The organism is Weissella coleopterorum (genome assembly GCF_011304355.1).
In the GTDB taxonomy this organism is placed as follows: Bacteria; Bacillota; Bacilli; order Lactobacillales; family Lactobacillaceae; genus Weissella; species Weissella coleopterorum.
In genome coordinates, this window is the sequence record NZ_CP049888.1 from 101,045 (window position 1) to 119,929 (window position 18,885).

The window sequence follows — 18,885 nt, forward strand, 5'->3', positions numbered from 1 at the left end:
AATCAGCCATCAGTCTGATTTCCAAGAAAATTTAAATATGCTAAAATAAACAAAACCTTAAAAGTGAAAGAAGGATTATTAATGGCCAAATTATCCATTATTGTTCCTGTTTATAATGAACAAGAAGCAATTCCGTATTTCTTCGATGCCTTGGAGTTGATTCATACAAATTTAAGTGAATATGATTTTGAATACTGGTTCATCGATGATGGATCAAGTGACCACACGATCCAAATCCTTGAAGAATTACAAACAAAATCGCAAGCTGTCAATTTCATTGAATTATCTAGAAATTTTGGAAAAGAGTCCGCGATGTTTGCTGGCCTAGAGCAGGCCACTGGAGAATATATCGCAATTATGGACGTTGATTTACAGGACCCGCCTGAACTATTACCTGAAATGTTGGCGGGTGTTGTTTCTGGTTCCTGGGATACAATTGGTACACGTCGTGTTAATCGCAAAAACGAGCCGATTATCCGTAGTTTTTTCTCCATTTTATTCTACAAAATTATTAATAAGATATCGGATACCCATATTGTGGAGGGTGCCCGTGATTATAGAATTATGACTCGTCAAATGGTAGATGTCATTTTATCAATGCAAGAATATAATCGTTTCTCAAAAGGAATTTTTGCCTGGGTTGGGTTTAAACAAAAGTATATTGAATTTCAAGATGTTAATCGCATTGCCGGAAAATCATCCTGGTCTTTTTGGGAGTTAATTAAATATTCCTTTGAAGGTATTGTTAGTTTTTCACAATTCCCCTTAATTATCTCTTTCGTGCTTGGGATTTTATCGTTTAGTGTTTCAATTATTTTTACAATTGTGCTATTCATTCGCCATTTTATTGATCCTGGAGCAGCAATTAACGGTTGGACATCAATGGTAGTAATTATTCTAATGTTAGCTGGTATTCAATTATTAAGTCTTGGTATCATCGGCCGCTATATTGCAAATATTTATCTTGAAGTGAAAAAGAGACCAATTTATATCGCCCGTAGAATTAAAAGAAAGTAATATTATGTATATTTCCCATGAAAGTTAGTGTTTAACGACCTAACTTTCTTTTTTATAACAGAAATTTTAATTAAAAACAAATAATACATAGTTTATATATAAAATACAAAAAATGGGTAATCAGCCACGATTAAATGTCGACGGCTAATTACCCAAATTACAATTTAATTACTTATGCTTTTTTATAAACATAATGTATGCAATGTTAAATATATTTTTTGTTATTTCGTTTCAAAGTACTTAATATAATTGGCATCGTTAACATCAAAGGGAAAATATAACGAAGTCCCCCATCAACAGGACCAGCAAAATTAACCAAAAAAACGAGTGTTACTAGAATTACTATGAACGCATTTTGTTTTTTCCACCAAAAAACTGAATCTAGTAAAATAAATAATATAATTAATCCCCAGGATCCAGCAACCATGAAAAAGCCAATGATTGGTGCATGAATTAATTCACCCATATTTTTACGCATAGTCGTTGCGAAACTTGTCAGACCAGATTGTTTTTCATTTATAAGTTCATAATCATAACTATGAACCAAATTAGATTTAAAATGTTTACTATTAACTACGTTACCATTCCATGTTAATCGATAACCATTTCCATGATTAATACCAAATATATACATATAGTGGTATACATTAGAAAATGTAGCTGTAAAATAACTCAGCGGGCTTTGTGTTAAATTATTTTTCCAAACAGACATCAAAAGGTTGACATGTTTGTTTTCCTTCTTTAGTTGTGTTTGTAAAGTCACCTGCCGTTTTCTATCATTTTTAGGTAAACTATATTGCCAAACCCACTCACTACCAGTTAACTGTGATTTAGTATTATCAGCTAATCCGTAATTATATTCTTTTGAAATTTGATTTAAATTTAAATCTAAAGCTGACATAGCCGTATTAACTTTTTTAATTTCATTCTTTGAAAACACCTCAGGTGTTTCGCGATATGATCGTATGACCTGCTGAATTGGAATTGACAACATTTCAGCTTGCGGTGATGGAACCAAATCCATAGATTTTATTAACACTTTATTCCATCCAAGATAAATAAAACTAATCATTAATAGAATCCAAAATAAGTGTTTTCTAGTATTTTTATTGAATATAAATCCAATAATAGATGACATGAAAACAACATAAATCATATCATTCCTAAACAATACCAACAAACTACCCCAGAAAATGATTTTAATGATTTGAACAGTATTTAACTTATCATCCTCAAACATAGGTACGCTACTAATCATAAACCATGCAAAAATTAATATAAATAATCCAGTCTTATCAAAAGTCATATACCAATACGGAAAAATCGGAAAAATTGTAATAAATATAAATGTTGCCCAGCCCCATAAATCATTCTTCTTTGATATGACTAATTTAACAATTGCTAGATTAGTGAACATTGCAAAAACTATTACCAATACTGAATAAGTTCCAATACCTGCGGCAAAAGTACCAAAAATATGCTTACCAAATTTAACTACCCCACCCATTACCAATGTTGTGAACCATGGTTGATGATTAGTTGGATAGTATTGTGTTCCATCTTGTGCATGAATTATAAAGAATTCAGCTAACTGATTCATTCCATCAAAGCCAACCGTACCAGGAAAATAAGATAAAATATATGGGATCCACAAAAGAAAATTAATAATTAGTATTTTTTTATAAGTGAGCTTACTAAATTTAAAATCATGATCAACTGATTTATTATGACTTAAAAAAATTAGTAACCTTTCAATTAATGTATATAAAACAATCAACATTAAAATTGTTGCGATAACGTAAAATTTTTTATGCGTTTGCAAAAAGATTAAATCTCCTGAAACATCAATTGATATTCCAATTACGTACACACTAGTAACTAAAATTGTAAAAATAACTAATACGATCTTTTGGATAATCTTAATTGGCTGAGGCTTAATTTTTACCAATATTAAATACATAAATATAAGCCATATTAACCCATCAATTAAGTTTAATTTCAAAGTAAAAATATAATCAATTGGGGCTAACATATAAACTTGCGGCTTATCAATTAATACCCCCATGCCAAAAGCACTAGCTAAAACTAAGCCTGTTTGCCAATTAATCATTCTTATATTTTTGCACTCGTTTATTAACTGTGCAAAGAACAAGGATGAACCAATAATTCCCAATCCATTCCAAATATATCGAGCTTCAACAACACTGTAATTCGGTCCCACATTATGATAACCCAGATAAAAAAATACTCCTGTAATTACCAATCCAATTAGGAATTGTTTCATAAATAATCTAATATTATTGGTAATTGGTAACAAAATAGAGATAACCATCGCTAAAATAGGGATAATCGAAGTACCCGAAAAATCATTTAGCTGTTCTACGTTAATTCCACGTGTATAAAAAAGATTAGTCCCTAACGCTACCAAGATTACAATGAACAATTTACTCAAAACATACTTATTTATTTTCTCCATACTTTCCGTCTTTCAATTTTATTAATAGTCTACACTGTCTCTCTATTCATTTTATATTCCATCATTTCAGAATAAATCAAGATTATCAAAGGTAAGAGAGCTACAATAGGAACACAGTACCTAAAATCGCCATTCCTAGCTCCTGCAAAATTGATCATTGCAGAAAAAGTTATCCCTAATATAAACGGAATATTCTGCCATTCTTTTTTTCTAAACCACATGAAAACAAGCGCTATGATAATCCATGTATACAGCCCAGTATTAACAAAAATAGATAGTATCGGGTTCTGAGCCCAAGCATTGTAATAATTTTGAAGAGTATTTACCCATTTTGAATTACCAAATAGTTTGTAATACTGTGGAGTCCACTTATTAGCCAATACGAAATAATCGGTCAACCCACCTGTAAATAAGGAAATATCATTACCGCGATCTAATCCCGGACTCAAATCAATCGACTTATTTCGAATAGTAGCCATTATCGCATCTTCAGGATATTGTAATATTAATTTTTTCCATACGATACTGAAGGCCTTAATGTTGTATTTATAACTCTGTTTATTATACCAATCCCAATTCCCTCTCATTTTGAGAATATCGTGATCCGTAATTAAAAAACTACTAATTGGATAAATTTGTTTCAAATTATCTCCATTGTCATCTTGATAATATTCTTTAATATTATCTATTGGTAATACTGCGTTAATTGACATTTTATCAGAATTACTAATATTCGAATTATGTAGCGAATAGATTCGAGCAACCTGCTGAAATTGCACATTCATCTTTTCTGCTGGCGAAGATGGCATAACATGCATCATAGGAATGAAGATATTACTCCAAATTAAAACTGGAATTATAATCCCAACCCATAGAAAAGTATTACGAAGCCTACGCCCTAGGAAAAGTAGTACAAACAACATAGTTGCACATACTACCATAAATCCATTACTACGAAATAAACTAGTCAAAATCCCACTAGAGACCAATAGAATTAAATTAATTTTTTGATCATCCGCTTTACTTAAACGAAATACACTGACAAAAAAAACAATAAAAAAAGCCTGATACCAACCCGTCTTCTCAAAGAGGACAGCATAGTTAATAAAATGTGGGAAAATGCCAATAAAAATAGTTGTTAGAATTGCTTGGATCGGTCCAAAATATTTTTTAATACTCATAATCAAATAAGTATATGCTGCCAAACTGATAATTATCAAAACTAAGGAATGTACCAATAATCCTTGATTAATTCCACCGCCAAATAATTGCATTCCATACTTAAGTAATGAACCTTCCCAAAGCGTAGCAAACCAAGGATGATGATTGGTGGCCATATACCTAAAATTCAAACTAGTAACACTTGTATGAAAGAATTCATCCATTTGTCTCTGACCATCAAATGTTGTGGTCCCAGGTGCCAATACAAGCATTACTGGTAACCACATCAAAAGCAGTATGAACACAATATACCACCACTTAAGATTCAATTTAGCATTATTTTGTTTAATTATTCTCCTTAATTTCACAATGAGCACATTTAAACATAAAATAATACGCCAATAAAAAATACCATAACTCACTATTAGCAAAGTAACTATTAAAATTTGAAACTCTGAAAATTGTGGTAATTTTAAATTTGTATATGAATGGGCAAAAACTGCACTCACTTTTAAAAAACCAAAAAAAATACCAGTGACTAATTCTATATATCCACTTTGTTCGAAATTACTACATATTACTACTAGAATAACAATTAGAATCAATAGCCAATGCATTTGAAAAAAATCACTAATATTATTATTATTTATTTGGTTAATTTTTGTGATTGGAAGACTAGTTGCGATAATTCCAGCTAATAAAAATAAAATGCTTAAAATTACCGTCTTCAAAATTAATCTACTATTTAATTTTAAATCCATTTTAATTACTTACTCGTATCCCGGAATCGTTCATCAGCTGAAATTAATGATAATTCAAATGACCGCTTATCATTAGTTTGAATCGCATTCAAAATTGAACCTGAGAAGAACGCAATCACTCCTAATACCAACAAAATCATTGAGACAATTAAGCTTGGCATGTTATCCACTAATTTTGTTTCAGCATATGGTACCCATACTCTTGTAATGAACAGTGTAAATGAAATAAGCCATGAAAGAACTGAAAAAATCGCATAAAAAGCAAATGGATGATATCCACGATATAAATTGATAACCGTCTTTAAGACCTTTAAACCATCACCAACCGTACTTAACTTTGATTCAGAACCTTCTGGACGGTCACGATAAGTCACAATTTGGTTTTCAACCAGCATTTTTTTCTCAGTTGCATGAATTGACATTTCAGTTTCTATTTCAAATCCACGTGAAAGTACTGGGAAAGTTTTAACAAACCGGAAACTAAATCCACGGTAACCTGTCAAAATATCACGGATATCCGTCTTAAATAAGAAATTAATCAACCAACGTACCAAACTATTCCCAACATTGTGGAACGGACGTTTATTCTCTTCAAAATATGTCGACGACAACCGATCACCCACAACCATGTCAACACCACGATCAACAATTTTGGCATACATTTCTGGAATTGCTTCAACTGGATATGTATCATCTGCATCAATCATGATGTATGCTTCGGCTTCTACCTCACGAAACATGCGCCTAATCACCGCACCCTTACCTTGTGCAAATTCATGTCGGACCACGGCACCTGCTTTAATAGCTAATTCTACAGTCTTATCCTTAGAATTATTGTCATATACATAAATTTTAGTTTCTGGAATTTGTTGCGTAACTTCTAAGACGTCCTTAACTACTTTTTCAATTGTTTGTTCTTCATTATAGGCTGGAATTAACACTGCTAATTTATCCATTTAATTAATCCTTACTTTCACTTATATACTATTTTTAATCTACCAAACTCTATTCTATCTAATAATCCGTCTGAATTCCACAATATAAAAGGACCTTAATGATTTTCATAGAAATTATATTAAAAAGATCCGTTAAACTAAATACTATTAATGTCGATTTAAAATCTATTTTTTCGTTTTTAATAACAGCTTTAAATTAAAAGCGGGCCATGTTTATTTTAGTAAACACGACCTGCTCTTTAATTTCCATTATTAAAATCGGTTAATATTGCATTGATAATTTTTTGTTCTGGGTGTGCATCTGAGACCCATGGTTTTACATTTTCAATTTGTTGATCTCTTAATTCATCAGCTTGATGCAGTAAATATTCAACTTTTTGTAGTGCTTTTTCTACCTTATTCTCACGATGAACCCCTCGCATCATTTTTTCACCAGCCGGTGTAAATTTAACATGATCTGAGCGCTCCAAGTAAACAATGGGTTTTTCTAAAATCTGACCTTCATATAAAATACTAATACCATCGGTCAAAATAACATCAGATGCTGCTACCGCCGGATAACTATTTTGCTTTACTAGATATTCAGTATTCGGTAGTTTTTCCCAACGGTCTATAAAACTATTATATGCTTCAATTGACATCGATAAATCATTTTGTTTAATAACTATGTCTAATGATGGATGGGGATTTAATAAAATTGATATATTCGGATGGTCCACCGCCCAATTATAGATAGTCTCTGCATAATCAATAAATGTCCCCATTTGAAACCAACCTGGTTCAACTGAATGGTGTGGCATCCATATTACTCGTGATAGAGCATTATTATTGTTTGGCCATACCGGTTCTGTTTTTTTTATTTGAAGCGCTTTAATAGAACCCACGGCTTGATAAGTTTCACGTGGAATAAATGTTTTATCTAAAACGTTGATCGCCTCATCATCTAGTTGTTCTGGAATAAAGGTTCGCCAAATATTTTCATAATATTCTTGTGTATAAAATGGTAATTTAGAGTTTGGATTTTCAATAAAATCTTCCAAGACGGTATAAGCAATATGAATCAGTTTAGTCCACCACAAGTTTTTCACCGCAAAAGCAGCAGGGAAATCGGCATCCCATTCTGATTGTCGAACCAAATAATCTGGGGACCAATTACTTAAACGTTCCAAATCTAATGTAGGTGTATTCGAATTTAAGACCGGCGTCAAATCATATTCACTTAGTTTTTGCTCAACTAATGTTTTTGAATTTAGTTGCTCATCGCCTCGAAAAAAACGATTAAATGTTAATATTTTTAATTCAAATTGTTCATTTTCTTTAATTGCAAGCATCAACGGAATAAGTGCATCTAAAGTTTCTACTGCATTAACCACAAATGCTATTTTAACTAATTGTGTATTTGAGGGCTTTAACCATGCATGGAGCTGATTGAATTGTTGTAATTGCGCTTGTTCAATTTTTTTATTTAAATTCAAACTTGCATCATTTATTAATGTATCAATCGCTTGGATTTCTGAAACCTCATTCAAAACATGATGAATATTTTCATCTAATTTAAATGTGCCAATCCACTGTTTTTGTAATGTTTTATCCAGTTCAAAGGTTGTCGTAACTTCCATATTTTCATTTAAAATCTCCAACTGCGTGGAAGTTAATCGCCAATAAGTTTCATTTGAACTAGTTTTTTGACCAAAATGAATCCGACCATCAGTTCTAAAATATAAAGTTTCCGTATATGGGAGACCGTCCTTTTGTCCAAATGAAAAAATATGAGATGTCCAATATTCAACCCAATTTATTTTTTTAAAAATACGCATCTTGCACCCTTACTCCCATTTTTGATGGGTTAGTTATTCATTAATTTAATAAACTAAATATTACATTATTTTATTTATACTTACATTAACATGCATCTAGTTAAAATAGCTGATTAATTTATAGCAGATGATTCTAAATTGATAAACTTTAAAAATAGTCATAAATTATCTTCAGTTACTTTTTTTTATCTTACCTAAACTAAATTGAGATAGTTCCAAATAAAAGGCTTCAATTGTTCTGACAATAACCATTACAATCAGTGCAAACAGCGATATGCCGTTATTTGATTTTGTATCATCCATGATATACTCCTTAAATTAACTTTTTTTGGTTTCAATTCGAAAGTCCGTTCGTAAAATATGACGGCTCCGCCGTAAGTTATTTCATAACAAAATAATGTTGTATTTCAAAAGGGCAATTTATTCTCATATCAACTGTAATAAAGCATTTATACTATTTAAAAGTAAGTTTATTCTAACAATCATATTTATAGATTTACGCAATTATTGATATATAAACCGATTCTAAGCCTTAAAATCGAAAATTGGTTAATATTTAAACGGACGGCACTAAAAATCAACATAAGCGCTACTGAACCAAAATTTATACCATCATGAATTAGATAATTATCCTAGATTTATATGGTGGAGACCGCCGCTAATTATGAGTAACATAAATGAATTAATTCAACATAATGGGAAAATCAAAGCAGCGGCTGATAGCCTTCATATCCGTCGGAACACTTTAAATTTCCGGCTTGATGCACTAAGTAAATCATCAAATCAAAATCTCCTTAACTTTAAACGTCGTATCCTTACCTACATGGTCCTTTGGAAATAAATGACCATTGCACTTGAAGTTTCATTAGAGCTAGCCAATTCCCTATTGGATTATCATCTAGCTCATCCTTGACCTTCCATAATTGGTATGCCCTTTTTATTCATGAGTTAACCGATTATTTTTCCAAAAAAACACTTTCAAATTTCACATTCAAAAAGGTCGGGTAAAACCCGACCCTTTTGGCTTAATTCATCCAACTATTATTTTTATCACTTTGTTGCCAAATCATTTGATAATTACGATGTGTATAACGTGCTGATTTAGGCTTCATTCCTGCGGGGAAACGTGTTTTCCCCTTTAAATCGGTGATCCATTCAAAATGCATTAAACGTTCCATGATGTTTTTTACCTGTTCTTTAGTGAGACTATCGATGACATTATTCACTTTTAATATAAATTCATGCCCATCAACAAGTTGATACACTAATTCAAGCTGTAAATCTGTTTGCTTTATTTTTTCTTGATTTACCATTATTCGCTCCTTTATTTTAAATTAAGCTCAACGTCACAGTATCAATGGTCTTAATTTCAGAGATTGATTCTTCTAAACCAAGCTCTAAAAAAATTTTAGCTAGTTCGCGAATCTGATGTTCTGACACATTTGAACGAACTGCCCAATAGCGGATGATTCTTTCATCTTTTTGAGTCAAGCCGACCATTTTAATTTTTTTGAAACTTTGTGGAATCATTTATCGTCCTCTTTTCCTATATTGCCAACAACTGCTGCGTTTACTTTGAATTTCCATGGATATCTCTAATAACGCCACTAAATTCCAAAATGATCCATTCTTTTTCAAAAGCGTGTATACCCACGTAAATAGAGTATTTTAAGCCGCTTGATTAAGGTCCTTCAGTCGGCCTTTATTTTTACATTCCAGAGCAAAAAAGAATCATCAATATTGATGATTCTTTTGAATGCATATTAATTTTTAACCAACAGAGCCTACTCACTAATCCATAATGTATTAGCCAAAACTTTACTTTTTCAATTAATCTGGCACGATCACAGTAGCTCGACCATTTTCACCATATTCAGCAATATTTTCCAAACTAGTCATTACGGCTCGCTTACCAGTCCGCTCAACAAACGAAATCAAAGCTAGAATCTTTGGCTTCATTGAACCCTCTGCAAATTCTCCATCGTCCACATACTTACGTGCTTCTGAGATTGAAATTTCGCGTAATGGCTTCTCATCCGGTGTTCCAAATTTGATATAGGCCATGTCAACGGCTGTCAAAATAACTAACTCATCCGCGTCCACAACTTCTGCTAGCTTCGCAGCTGTAAAGTCTTTATCAATTACGGCTTCGACTCCATCGTAACCATGTTCAGTCTTCACTACAGGGATTCCGCCCCCACCACCAGCAATCAATACAGCACCAGAATTAGCCAAATTCTCAATTGACCTTGATTCTACAATATTGATCGGTTTTGGAGATGGAACCACCCGGCGGAATCCACGACCTGCATCTTCTTTAAAGACCCAATCAGGGTGCGCAGCCTTAAGTTCGTCTAATTCTGCTTCTTGATAGAACATTCCAATTGGCTTTGTTGGATTTTGGAAAGCTTGATCTTTCCCATCAACAACTGTCCTGGTCACAACCGTCACGACCTGGCTGTCCTCTAATTGCTCATCTAACGCATTAGCCATCCAGAACCCAATTTCTCCTTGAGTCATCGCACCTACTGTATCTAATGGCATCGCTGGATTATTTTCTGTCGCACCTAACGCACCTTGCAATAAGAGATTCCCTACTTGAGGGCCATTTCCATGAGTCACTACCAATTGAGCATCTGGATTAGCTTTAACGTACCCAGCCAATTTTTGCGCCGTATCTTTTAAGGCCGCTTGTTGTGCTTTTGCTGATGCATCTTTAGTTAAAATGGCGTTACCACCAAGTGCGAAGATTACACGTTTTGTCATTATTCTATCCACCTTTATTTTATAATTTTAAATTGCAATCGCGCCGGTCATCAATCCAATCACTGTTCCAATTGCAACAACGGTTACAATCACCATCATCAACCATTCAATTTTATTAATTTTATTTGATCCAACCGTATAAATATAGAAACCAAATCCCAAAACCAAAACCAAAGTTGATAATGCTAAGTATTCCAATCCTGAAACCGCAACCGCAATGATTTCAAAGACTACAACAATCAAACCAGGTAACCAAACCTTCGCTGCATGTTGTTGCAAACCTAACTTCAATTGATAAGTTCCGACAAAGAAGTAACTAATAACGATCGCCACCGTACACAAACTCAAAGCAAATTGATAAGCAGAGTCGGTGAAAATCAATGTCAAAATCAAAGCTTGTAACAGAACTTGTGTAAATACTAAGCTTCCGACCGGTGCACCAACGTCATTAGTTTTTCCCATCCACTTTGGGAAAATATTTTGTTCTGATAAACGTTGTAATGGTTCAACCGGCAACAAGAACCAGCTCAATAATGCTCCAACCAAAGTAATAATCAAAGCAATACTCATGAAGGCCGATCCTAATGGACCAACCGTATTTTCAGTGACATATACTAAGCCTGGTTGACTGATCGTCGCTAACTTTGCTTGACTCAACATTCCAAATGGAAGTACTGAAATCACGAAATACAAGAAGAACAACACGACAGTTCCAATCATAGTTGCTTTTCCAATATCAGACTTTTTTTCGGCACGATCACCCAGCATTGAAGCTGATTCAATTCCCACAAACAAGAAAATCATTGAAAGTAATCCTGCACCGAATTGATTCATGAACCCACCAAAGGTAATTTTACTAAATGTTAAATGCCCCATATTGTTAGTCACATTTTGCCAGAAGTGAGCTGAAAAAATTCCAGACTTGAAGAAGATAATTCCAAAAATAATGAAGACAAACAAAGCACTAACTTTAAAGATCGTAACAATCGTATTAAATTTAGAAACTTTTTCTGCCCCATATTTGATAACGCCCCATGTTAGGAGCCAAGAGAATAGCGAGATGAAAATTAATGTGACCGGACTATTTCCTTCTTGAAATGTCGCCAAGAATGGTACATAACGTGAAAAGATACTAATCGCTTGGGCCAACATAATTAAGAACGCCAGATTCCCAGAAAAACCACTTACGAAATATGATATCCCTGAACTAGCTGCCGCTAACTTACCACTACCAGCATAAGCGTAGTCTGTTACACCATTTAATTCAGGTTGGGTACGAGATAAACTCGTAAAGACCCAAGACAATGCTCCGATTCCAATCATAACGAAAATCCAAGCAATAATTGTCACGCCAATGGTACTACCCTGTGCTAGGGTTGTTGATACGTTAAATATTCCTGAACCTAAACAACTAGTCACAACACCACTAATGAGGGCAATTAGACCAATTTTTTTTGCTCCACCTTTATCATCCATTTTCCTTACTCCAATTCACAGTAAAAAGGAAAAGCCTTCAATTAAGAATCGCCTTTCCTTATGCAAACGCAAGTCCTGCGTATTCTTATTTTATTAAGATTCTGGATACATTGACATGTCGCCCAAAGTAGCAACCATAATCGCCTTAATTGAGTGCTTACGGTTTTCCGCTTCTTCGAATTGACGTCCTTGTGAACCTTCAAAGACTTCATTAGTTACTTCAATTCCGTCTTCTCCAACCATTCCAGGGAAGTTTTCGTGAGCATCGTTTGCCATCTTTGTATTCATATCGTGATAGGCTGGTAAGCAGTGCATCAAGATTGTATCTTCATGACCAGTCTTAGCCATCAAATCAGCATTGATTTGATAATCACCAAGCAAGTTCAAGCGCTCTTCCCAGTTATCTTCACCCATTGATACCCAAACATCAGCATACAATACGTTTGATCCCTTAACGCCTTCGTCAACATCACTAGTGATCATTGGCTTAGCACCAGTTTCTTTAGCATACTTTTCAGCAATTGCGACAACATCACTTGCTGGTTGTAATTCCTTTGGTGCGACGATATGCACGTTTACACCCAACATTGTTCCCGCAACAAGCAATGAATGAGCCACGTTATTGCGACCGTCACCAACGAAAGTCAAAGTAATGTCGTTACCAAGATGACCAAATTCTTCTTGCACAGTCATAAAGTCAGCAATCATTTGTGTTGGATGCCATTCATCAGTCAAACCATTCCAAACTGGCTTATGACGACCTTTTGTGTCTACAGCATTCTCAGCCATCGCTTCCATGTCTGATTGAGCAAATCCACGATACTCAATTCCATCAGCCATTCCTGCAAAGACCCGAGCTGAATCAGCTACTGATTCTTTCTTTCCAAATTGACTTGAATTTGGATCGATATAAACGGTATTAGCTCCTAATTCATCAGCTCCGAATTCAAATGATAGACGTGTTCGTGTTGAAGTTTTTGAGAACAACAAGATAACATTCTTATCATGTAGATATTTTGTGACTGTAGCTCCACCTGATTTTTGAGTTTCAAGCTCATCACGTAAATCAATACTTAAGTTAATCAATTCTTGTAATTCGGCGGGAGTAAAGTCGATTTCCTTTAAGAAAGAACGTCCGTTCATGCCGCGCAATACATCATAATTTGTCATACTTGGAATCCCCTTTAATTTTTCATTCATTACTTCGATTATTAATATTAATAAAGTATTTTAAAGATTATCACGCCAGATTGGTTGTGACATGCAACGACCACCACCACGACCACGAGCCAATTCACTTGACTTAATCTCGTTAACCTTAATTCCGTGCTCTTGCATCAACTTAATAGATACATAATTTCGGTCATAGGTCACAACTTCACCAGGTGCAATGGTCAAATTATTTGATCCATCATTCCATTGTTCACGTGGGGCAATAATTGGATCACCGTCTCCGGTCTCAATTAAGTCCAAATCATCTAACTTCAAGACTTCCTTCAAAGTATCCTTCAAGTTAGTCCGGTGTTCCATGACCACCTGACCTTGGTCACCAGCGTGCAAAACGTTAATATTCATCTTGCCATCATCATCCATGATTCCTGGGAAGACTGTAAATTGATCATAGTTAACCATCGTGAACACAGTATCCAAATGCATCATGGCGTGGTTATGCGGAATCTCAACTGCCACGATTGTATCGAAGTTACTATCTTCATTAGTAAATAGTTCTTCAGCCAAGGCTTGGATTGCACGGCTTGAAGTACGTTGTGAAACCCCAACCGCCAAAACATGATCATTAAGAACTAATTCGTCTCCACCTTCGATTCGAGCGTCAGTATTACGATCGAGCCAGATATCAACGTTTCCTGCAAAGCGTGGGTGATACTTCATCACAAACTCAGTAATTAATGATTCAGGACGACGGGCCTCAAAAGTCATATAATTAATTGTTAATCCGCTTCCCATCATTGCCTGTGGATCACGTGTGAAGTAAGCATTTGGCAATGGATCCATTAAGAATGGATTTTCGGCATCTGAGCCAGCCACATCGTGAAGGTTAGGGTGCTTAAAGTCAACCAACTCGCGACGAACACCTGCGTAAATCGTAGCTACTAAATCGTGGGTTGATAATGTATTTAGATATCCTTTGATATCCTTCATTGCATCGTTCATGTAATGATGTTCATTTAGATAACGTGTTAAGAAATCATCCTTAACCGCTGAATCAGCTAAGACATCTTCTAACAATTGTTCGATATAAACCGTTTCGATTCCCTTATCTTGCAAAGTCTTTGCAAAATAATCATGCTCAATTTGAGCGTTCTTCAAGAAAGGAATATCATCGAACAATAAACGTTCCATTGTATCAGGTGTAATATTTTCAATTTCTGCACCTGGCCTATGTAACAAGACTGTCTTCAAAGTACCAATTTCTGAATTGACTTGAATTGCTGGATTCTTAATCATTATTAAATCTCCTATCTAGTAATACATCATTGAAATATTGAAATAAATTTATGTTGTTGAGTAGTTGTTTTTACTTTTCTCAACGCCTTAATAATAGTCTGTTATATCAATAATGTAAAGGCTTACATTTATTTTTATGAACGCTCTTATATATCAATTTTAAATAAATATTCATGATTATGTTTGTGAATTTATTATTAAAATCATCTTATCGTAAGCGCCTTAAAATGACATATACCAATTCAGAACTTAAACGTTTTAAATTCTTTTTATGCATTTTAAACTAATATATTGCATAAAAATTTATGCTGTTTTTTTGAAAAAAATTAAAAAAAGAATCATCAGTAACGATGATTCTTCTCAAATATGATATTAATCTGATTTATTTTTATTTTCTGTTCGTTCTAAAATTTGATTAACTTTACTAAAAGGAGCCTTTTTTTGCGGCCATAACTGATCTAATATTGCTGTCACCATTGTTCCAATTAGAGCGATGGTCGCAACTAGATTAAGCCAAATCATTAAAATAACCACTGATCCTATCGCTTGATAGAATGAATAAGAATGCCCCGCCAATTTAACGTAAAATCCAAAGCCTTTAGCTAAAGCCAACATCCCTAATAATTGTACACCGGTCCCCAACATCACAAAAATAAATCGCGGATTTTTGGCTGGAATCAGAAAATTAAATAAGCAAAGACCAAAAAACATTCCAATTGGAATTGCTGCTGATTTTATATGATTCAACTGGTTCGTTAATTGCGCGTTTATTGGCAATGCATCCAATATATTCGTTCCAATTGAGAAAAGCAAAAATAGGACTCCCATAATCCCCAACAACAAAATCAACCACGCCACTGAAATCGCACGTCCGAGAAGCGAATTATTGCTTACTTTTACATCATAAATTTCATTTTGTGCCTGTCTAATCATGGCTACAACTCGGCTTAAAGACCATAAAGCTACTAAGGCTGACAATGATAGGGTCCCCACCCCAGGATGTTTTAAAATTGATTCAATCATTGGTAATAGCATGCCCGCAATTGACTTTGGCATTCCATTATCCAAAAAATGCATAATTACATCCGTGGTCAAACCTAACAACGGCAAAATAGCTGCTAAAAATATAATTGCCGGAAACAATGATAGGAACCCATAATACGAAATAGCTGCCGTGGCAACGCCTAAATTAATACGGGTAACCGTATTATAAATAGTTTTAATATACAGATTATCTGTCACCTTTTTGATGGTTTTTTTCATTAATTTATCCAGCCTTTTATTCCGTCATAATACAAATTATACGGAAAATAATGGTTATTTCAAACAAAAAGGTAGTTACTGACCAAAATTTTGTCCGTGTAACTACCTCATAATTTAATTTACATATGTAATAATCCAAAAACACCCAAAATAATAACGATGATTCCAATAATGATTCGATACCAACCAAAGGCTTTGAAATCATTTTGTTTAATATAGTTCATCATAAATTTAATAGCATACCAAGCAACAACCCATGAAACGATAAAGCCAATTGCCAATACCGCACCCTGCATACCAGTAAATGTCCCACCTTTATGGAAGAAACTACCTAACTTTAGAATTGAAACACCAACCATGACAGGGATACTAAGGAAAAATGAGAATTCAGCGGCGGCGACACGTGACACCCCTAAGAAGACTGCTCCTAGAATGGTTGCGCCCGAACGTGAAGTCCCTGGGATAATTGACAAAACTTGAATTAAACCAATCGTAAAGGCCAATTTATATGACATTTTATTCACATCAGTCAGCCACGGTTGTACTGATTCACGTTCATTATACTTTTCTAATAAAATAAACAAAATTCCATAAAAAATTAGCGCACTTGCCACAACCGTTGGCGTCATAAAGTGAGCGTCCATAAAATCATTCATTAATAGACCAATCACCGCGGCTGGCAAACAAGCTACGATAACCTTAAACCATAGTTGCCACGTTTGTTGCTTTTCAAGTGTGTTTTTTTTAGGTGAAAATGGATTTAATTTATGGAAATATAATTGAATCACTGCCATAATGGCACCCAATTGAATCACATAATCAAAAACATTCATAAATGCTTTCGTCCAAACTGCTCCACCTGGTATTTTCATTAATGACTCAGCAATAATAATATGACCGGTTGATGAAACTGGTAAAAATTCCGTTAATCCCTCAACAATCCCGATTATAATTGATTTAATAAAGTCAAACATCTTCTTTTATCCTCTTTTTCTATTTAGCTACCATAATATCACCACGGTAAGTCGTTAACGTCAATCGATTAACTCGCTCAAATTTAGTTTGATACCACTTTGCATAAGGTACATTTTTAACCTTAATCTTTCCTTGATCTTGTACTACCAAACGATATCCAAAATTATCTTGCCAATTTACATTAATGTTTCCACTTTGTGTTGCAACTGTACTAGCACCCTTTAGATTAATTTCTTGCAGATTATAATTACCATAGATCGATTGCGCAAATAAATCTTGTGCCGTAACTTGATGTATAGTTGTCATGCCTCGATTAATACTAATCAACGTTTGTCCCAGTTGACTTTTTTGTATGACCAAATCTGCTTCATCAATATGAACTTGGGTCTTATCACTTTTTAATTGATGTAAATTAATATTTCCTGCACCAGTATCAATTCTAATTTGCTGAGTTTTTAATCCGTCAAGCCGAGTTGATCCATCATTATTATTTAGATCAACTGCCTTTAAATTACCCTGCAAAATTTTAATTTGACCATCTACATTCTTTAGATGGGCTTTTTGTGCTGTAATTTGCTTTAATTCTACGTTTCCACTTTGTACATTAATTTTAACTTTTTTTAGATTAGTTCCTTGGGGGACTTTAATCGTTAAATGATCCTCATCTTGTAAAACATCTGAGAAGTTAGGCATATTATCTTTCATATTTTGATAATTGAGTTTCAAAGTATTTTGGTCTTTACTAACTTTAAACCCCGCTTGATTCGTCAGGTTTCCTTCAATGCTCATTCCATTTTGGACCTTGGCATCGGGTTGAATCAAAACATCTAATGTATCCCCTTGAATTGTAATATTTTGCACGCCTTTAATTTGCTGGTGGATTTTAACCTCATCTGGAACCCAAAAATTTCCATGATGCCAAAATACTCGAGACCCGCCCCCATTCATTGATCCAAAGATCATCAAAACAATACCCAAGCCCATTAAAACAAACCCGCTTATAATTGACCGAATAACTTTATTCATGATCTACTCCTGTTATCTTAGCAAATCGCAGACCCACTGATTTGGTATAACGCATCAGCAGGCTCATTAATCCTCGCATCATGGCACCCGCAATGGGCCAACCAACGAATTGAGTTCCCACTAAGAATAAGCCAATTCCGCCTTGAAAAATGGCAATTGCATGATGATGTCCAAAAACAGAAATTCCCATGAAAACTTGGTAAAGGCCGATAAACAAAATTAAAACTAAGCCCAAATCAATAATCACCATCAATACAGTCATTAAAAATAAGCCCATGAAAATCAAAAACATCGCTGGGTACCAAGCAATATTGGACATTAAGAAACTAATGATCATCCCCAATAAATGGAATTGTCTTCGAATTTGTTTGATCCGATGTGAAAAACTAAATTCACCATTGATTAAACTATTATTTTCTTCAATTGTATCTTCATCAATGGAGTATTCAACCATAGCCTTTTGCGCAAGTTGTCTAGGCGTTCCTAATTCATTAATTAGGTTTTCACCACTCAATTCATTTTTTTCTGCATAACGCCGATAATCTTGAATAATTTCGATTTTTTTATTCTCTGGTAAACCGATTAAATGTCCTTCAAGCTGCGAAAAGTAAATATTACTTTTCATTGTATTCCTCCATTTAATTTAATCTAATGTTGTCAATCTCTATTGTAGATTATATTATATGACATATAATGTCAAGTGAATTTACAACGGTTAATATTAC

The 18,885-nt window shown here is 34.1% G+C and carries 17 protein-coding genes; 2 read left to right on the plus strand and 15 right to left on the minus strand.

All coding sequences use genetic code 11. The annotated features are described in order from the left end of the window. The first annotated feature begins 81 nt into the window (after positions 1–81). The gene (locus G7084_RS00615; protein WP_166009090.1) at positions 82–1,017 is read left to right on the plus strand and encodes a glycosyltransferase family 2 protein; all 936 of its coding nucleotides are present in this window, start codon (positions 82–84) and stop codon (positions 1,015–1,017) included. A gap of 205 nt (positions 1,018–1,222) precedes the next feature. Here G7084_RS00615 and G7084_RS00620 read toward each other — a convergent pair whose 3' ends face one another. The 5 genes from G7084_RS00620 to G7084_RS08325 form a co-directional block, all read right to left on the minus strand. After that, positions 1,223–3,493 (minus strand): DUF6020 family protein, encoded by a 2,271-nt coding sequence (locus G7084_RS00620; RefSeq protein WP_166009092.1) that lies wholly within the window; start codon positions 3,491–3,493, stop codon positions 1,223–1,225. A 29-nt stretch (positions 3,494–3,522) separates the two neighbouring features. Beyond that, on the minus strand, positions 3,523–5,415 hold the full coding sequence (locus tag G7084_RS00625) for a DUF6020 family protein (RefSeq protein ID WP_166009094.1): 1,893 nt from the start codon (positions 5,413–5,415) through the stop codon (positions 3,523–3,525). Positions 5,416–5,420: 5 nt separating this feature from the next. Beyond that, complete coding sequence (locus G7084_RS00630) at positions 5,421–6,371, minus strand: glycosyltransferase family 2 protein (protein WP_166009096.1); 951 nt, start codon at positions 6,369–6,371, stop codon at positions 5,421–5,423. 239 nt (positions 6,372–6,610) lie between these two features. Continuing rightward, positions 6,611–8,188, minus strand: a complete 1,578-nt coding sequence (locus G7084_RS00635) for a hypothetical protein (protein ID WP_166009098.1) — start codon at positions 8,186–8,188, stop codon at positions 6,611–6,613. A gap of 171 nt (positions 8,189–8,359) precedes the next feature. Beyond that, a complete protein-coding gene (locus tag G7084_RS08325) occupies positions 8,360–8,491 on the minus strand; it encodes a hypothetical protein (protein ID WP_281346934.1) in 132 nt (43 codons plus the stop codon). 361 nt (positions 8,492–8,852) lie between these two features. On the opposite strand from G7084_RS08325, the gene G7084_RS08405 reads away from it, so the two are divergent. Beyond that, the gene (locus G7084_RS08405) at positions 8,853–9,029 is read left to right on the plus strand and encodes a helix-turn-helix domain-containing protein (protein WP_166009100.1); all 177 of its coding nucleotides are present in this window, start codon (positions 8,853–8,855) and stop codon (positions 9,027–9,029) included. A gap of 184 nt (positions 9,030–9,213) precedes the next feature. On the opposite strand, the gene G7084_RS00645 is transcribed toward G7084_RS08405, so the two are convergent. From G7084_RS00645 to G7084_RS00690, 10 genes are all read right to left on the minus strand, one after another. Next, on the minus strand, positions 9,214–9,501 hold the full coding sequence (locus G7084_RS00645) for a DUF2922 family protein (RefSeq protein WP_166009102.1): 288 nt from the start codon (positions 9,499–9,501) through the stop codon (positions 9,214–9,216). A gap of 16 nt (positions 9,502–9,517) precedes the next feature. Further along, positions 9,518–9,718 (minus strand): hypothetical protein, encoded by a 201-nt coding sequence (locus G7084_RS00650; protein ID WP_166009104.1) that lies wholly within the window; start codon positions 9,716–9,718, stop codon positions 9,518–9,520. A 300-nt stretch (positions 9,719–10,018) separates the two neighbouring features. Beyond that, entirely contained in the window at positions 10,019–10,954 is a 936-nt protein-coding gene (gene arcC, locus G7084_RS00655; protein ID WP_166009106.1) for a carbamate kinase, read from the minus strand. Between the two features lie 27 nt (positions 10,955–10,981). Continuing rightward, entirely contained in the window at positions 10,982–12,430 is a 1,449-nt protein-coding gene (locus G7084_RS00660; RefSeq protein WP_166009108.1) for an amino acid permease, read from the minus strand. 93 nt (positions 12,431–12,523) lie between these two features. Then, positions 12,524–13,600 carry an ornithine carbamoyltransferase gene (argF, locus tag G7084_RS00665; protein ID WP_166009110.1) on the minus strand — a complete coding sequence of 359 codons (1,077 nt, stop codon included), beginning with the start codon at positions 13,598–13,600 and terminating at the stop codon, positions 12,524–12,526. Between the two features lie 60 nt (positions 13,601–13,660). Beyond that, positions 13,661–14,896, minus strand: a complete 1,236-nt coding sequence (gene arcA, locus G7084_RS00670; protein ID WP_166009112.1) for an arginine deiminase — start codon at positions 14,894–14,896, stop codon at positions 13,661–13,663. Positions 14,897–15,268: 372 nt separating this feature from the next. Then, positions 15,269–16,159, minus strand: a complete 891-nt coding sequence (locus tag G7084_RS00675; RefSeq protein WP_166009114.1) for a YihY/virulence factor BrkB family protein — start codon at positions 16,157–16,159, stop codon at positions 15,269–15,271. A 119-nt stretch (positions 16,160–16,278) separates the two neighbouring features. Beyond that, a complete protein-coding gene (locus tag G7084_RS00680; RefSeq protein WP_166009116.1) occupies positions 16,279–17,133 on the minus strand; it encodes an undecaprenyl-diphosphate phosphatase in 855 nt (284 codons plus the stop codon). Between the two features lie 19 nt (positions 17,134–17,152). Further along, entirely contained in the window at positions 17,153–18,160 is a 1,008-nt protein-coding gene (locus tag G7084_RS00685; protein WP_166009118.1) for a DUF4097 family beta strand repeat-containing protein, read from the minus strand. Next, a complete protein-coding gene (locus tag G7084_RS00690) occupies positions 18,153–18,785 on the minus strand; it encodes a DUF1700 domain-containing protein (RefSeq protein WP_166009120.1) in 633 nt (210 codons plus the stop codon). Before G7084_RS00690 ends, G7084_RS00685 begins: the two co-directional genes overlap by 8 nt. Positions 18,786–18,885: the final 100 nt, after the last annotated feature.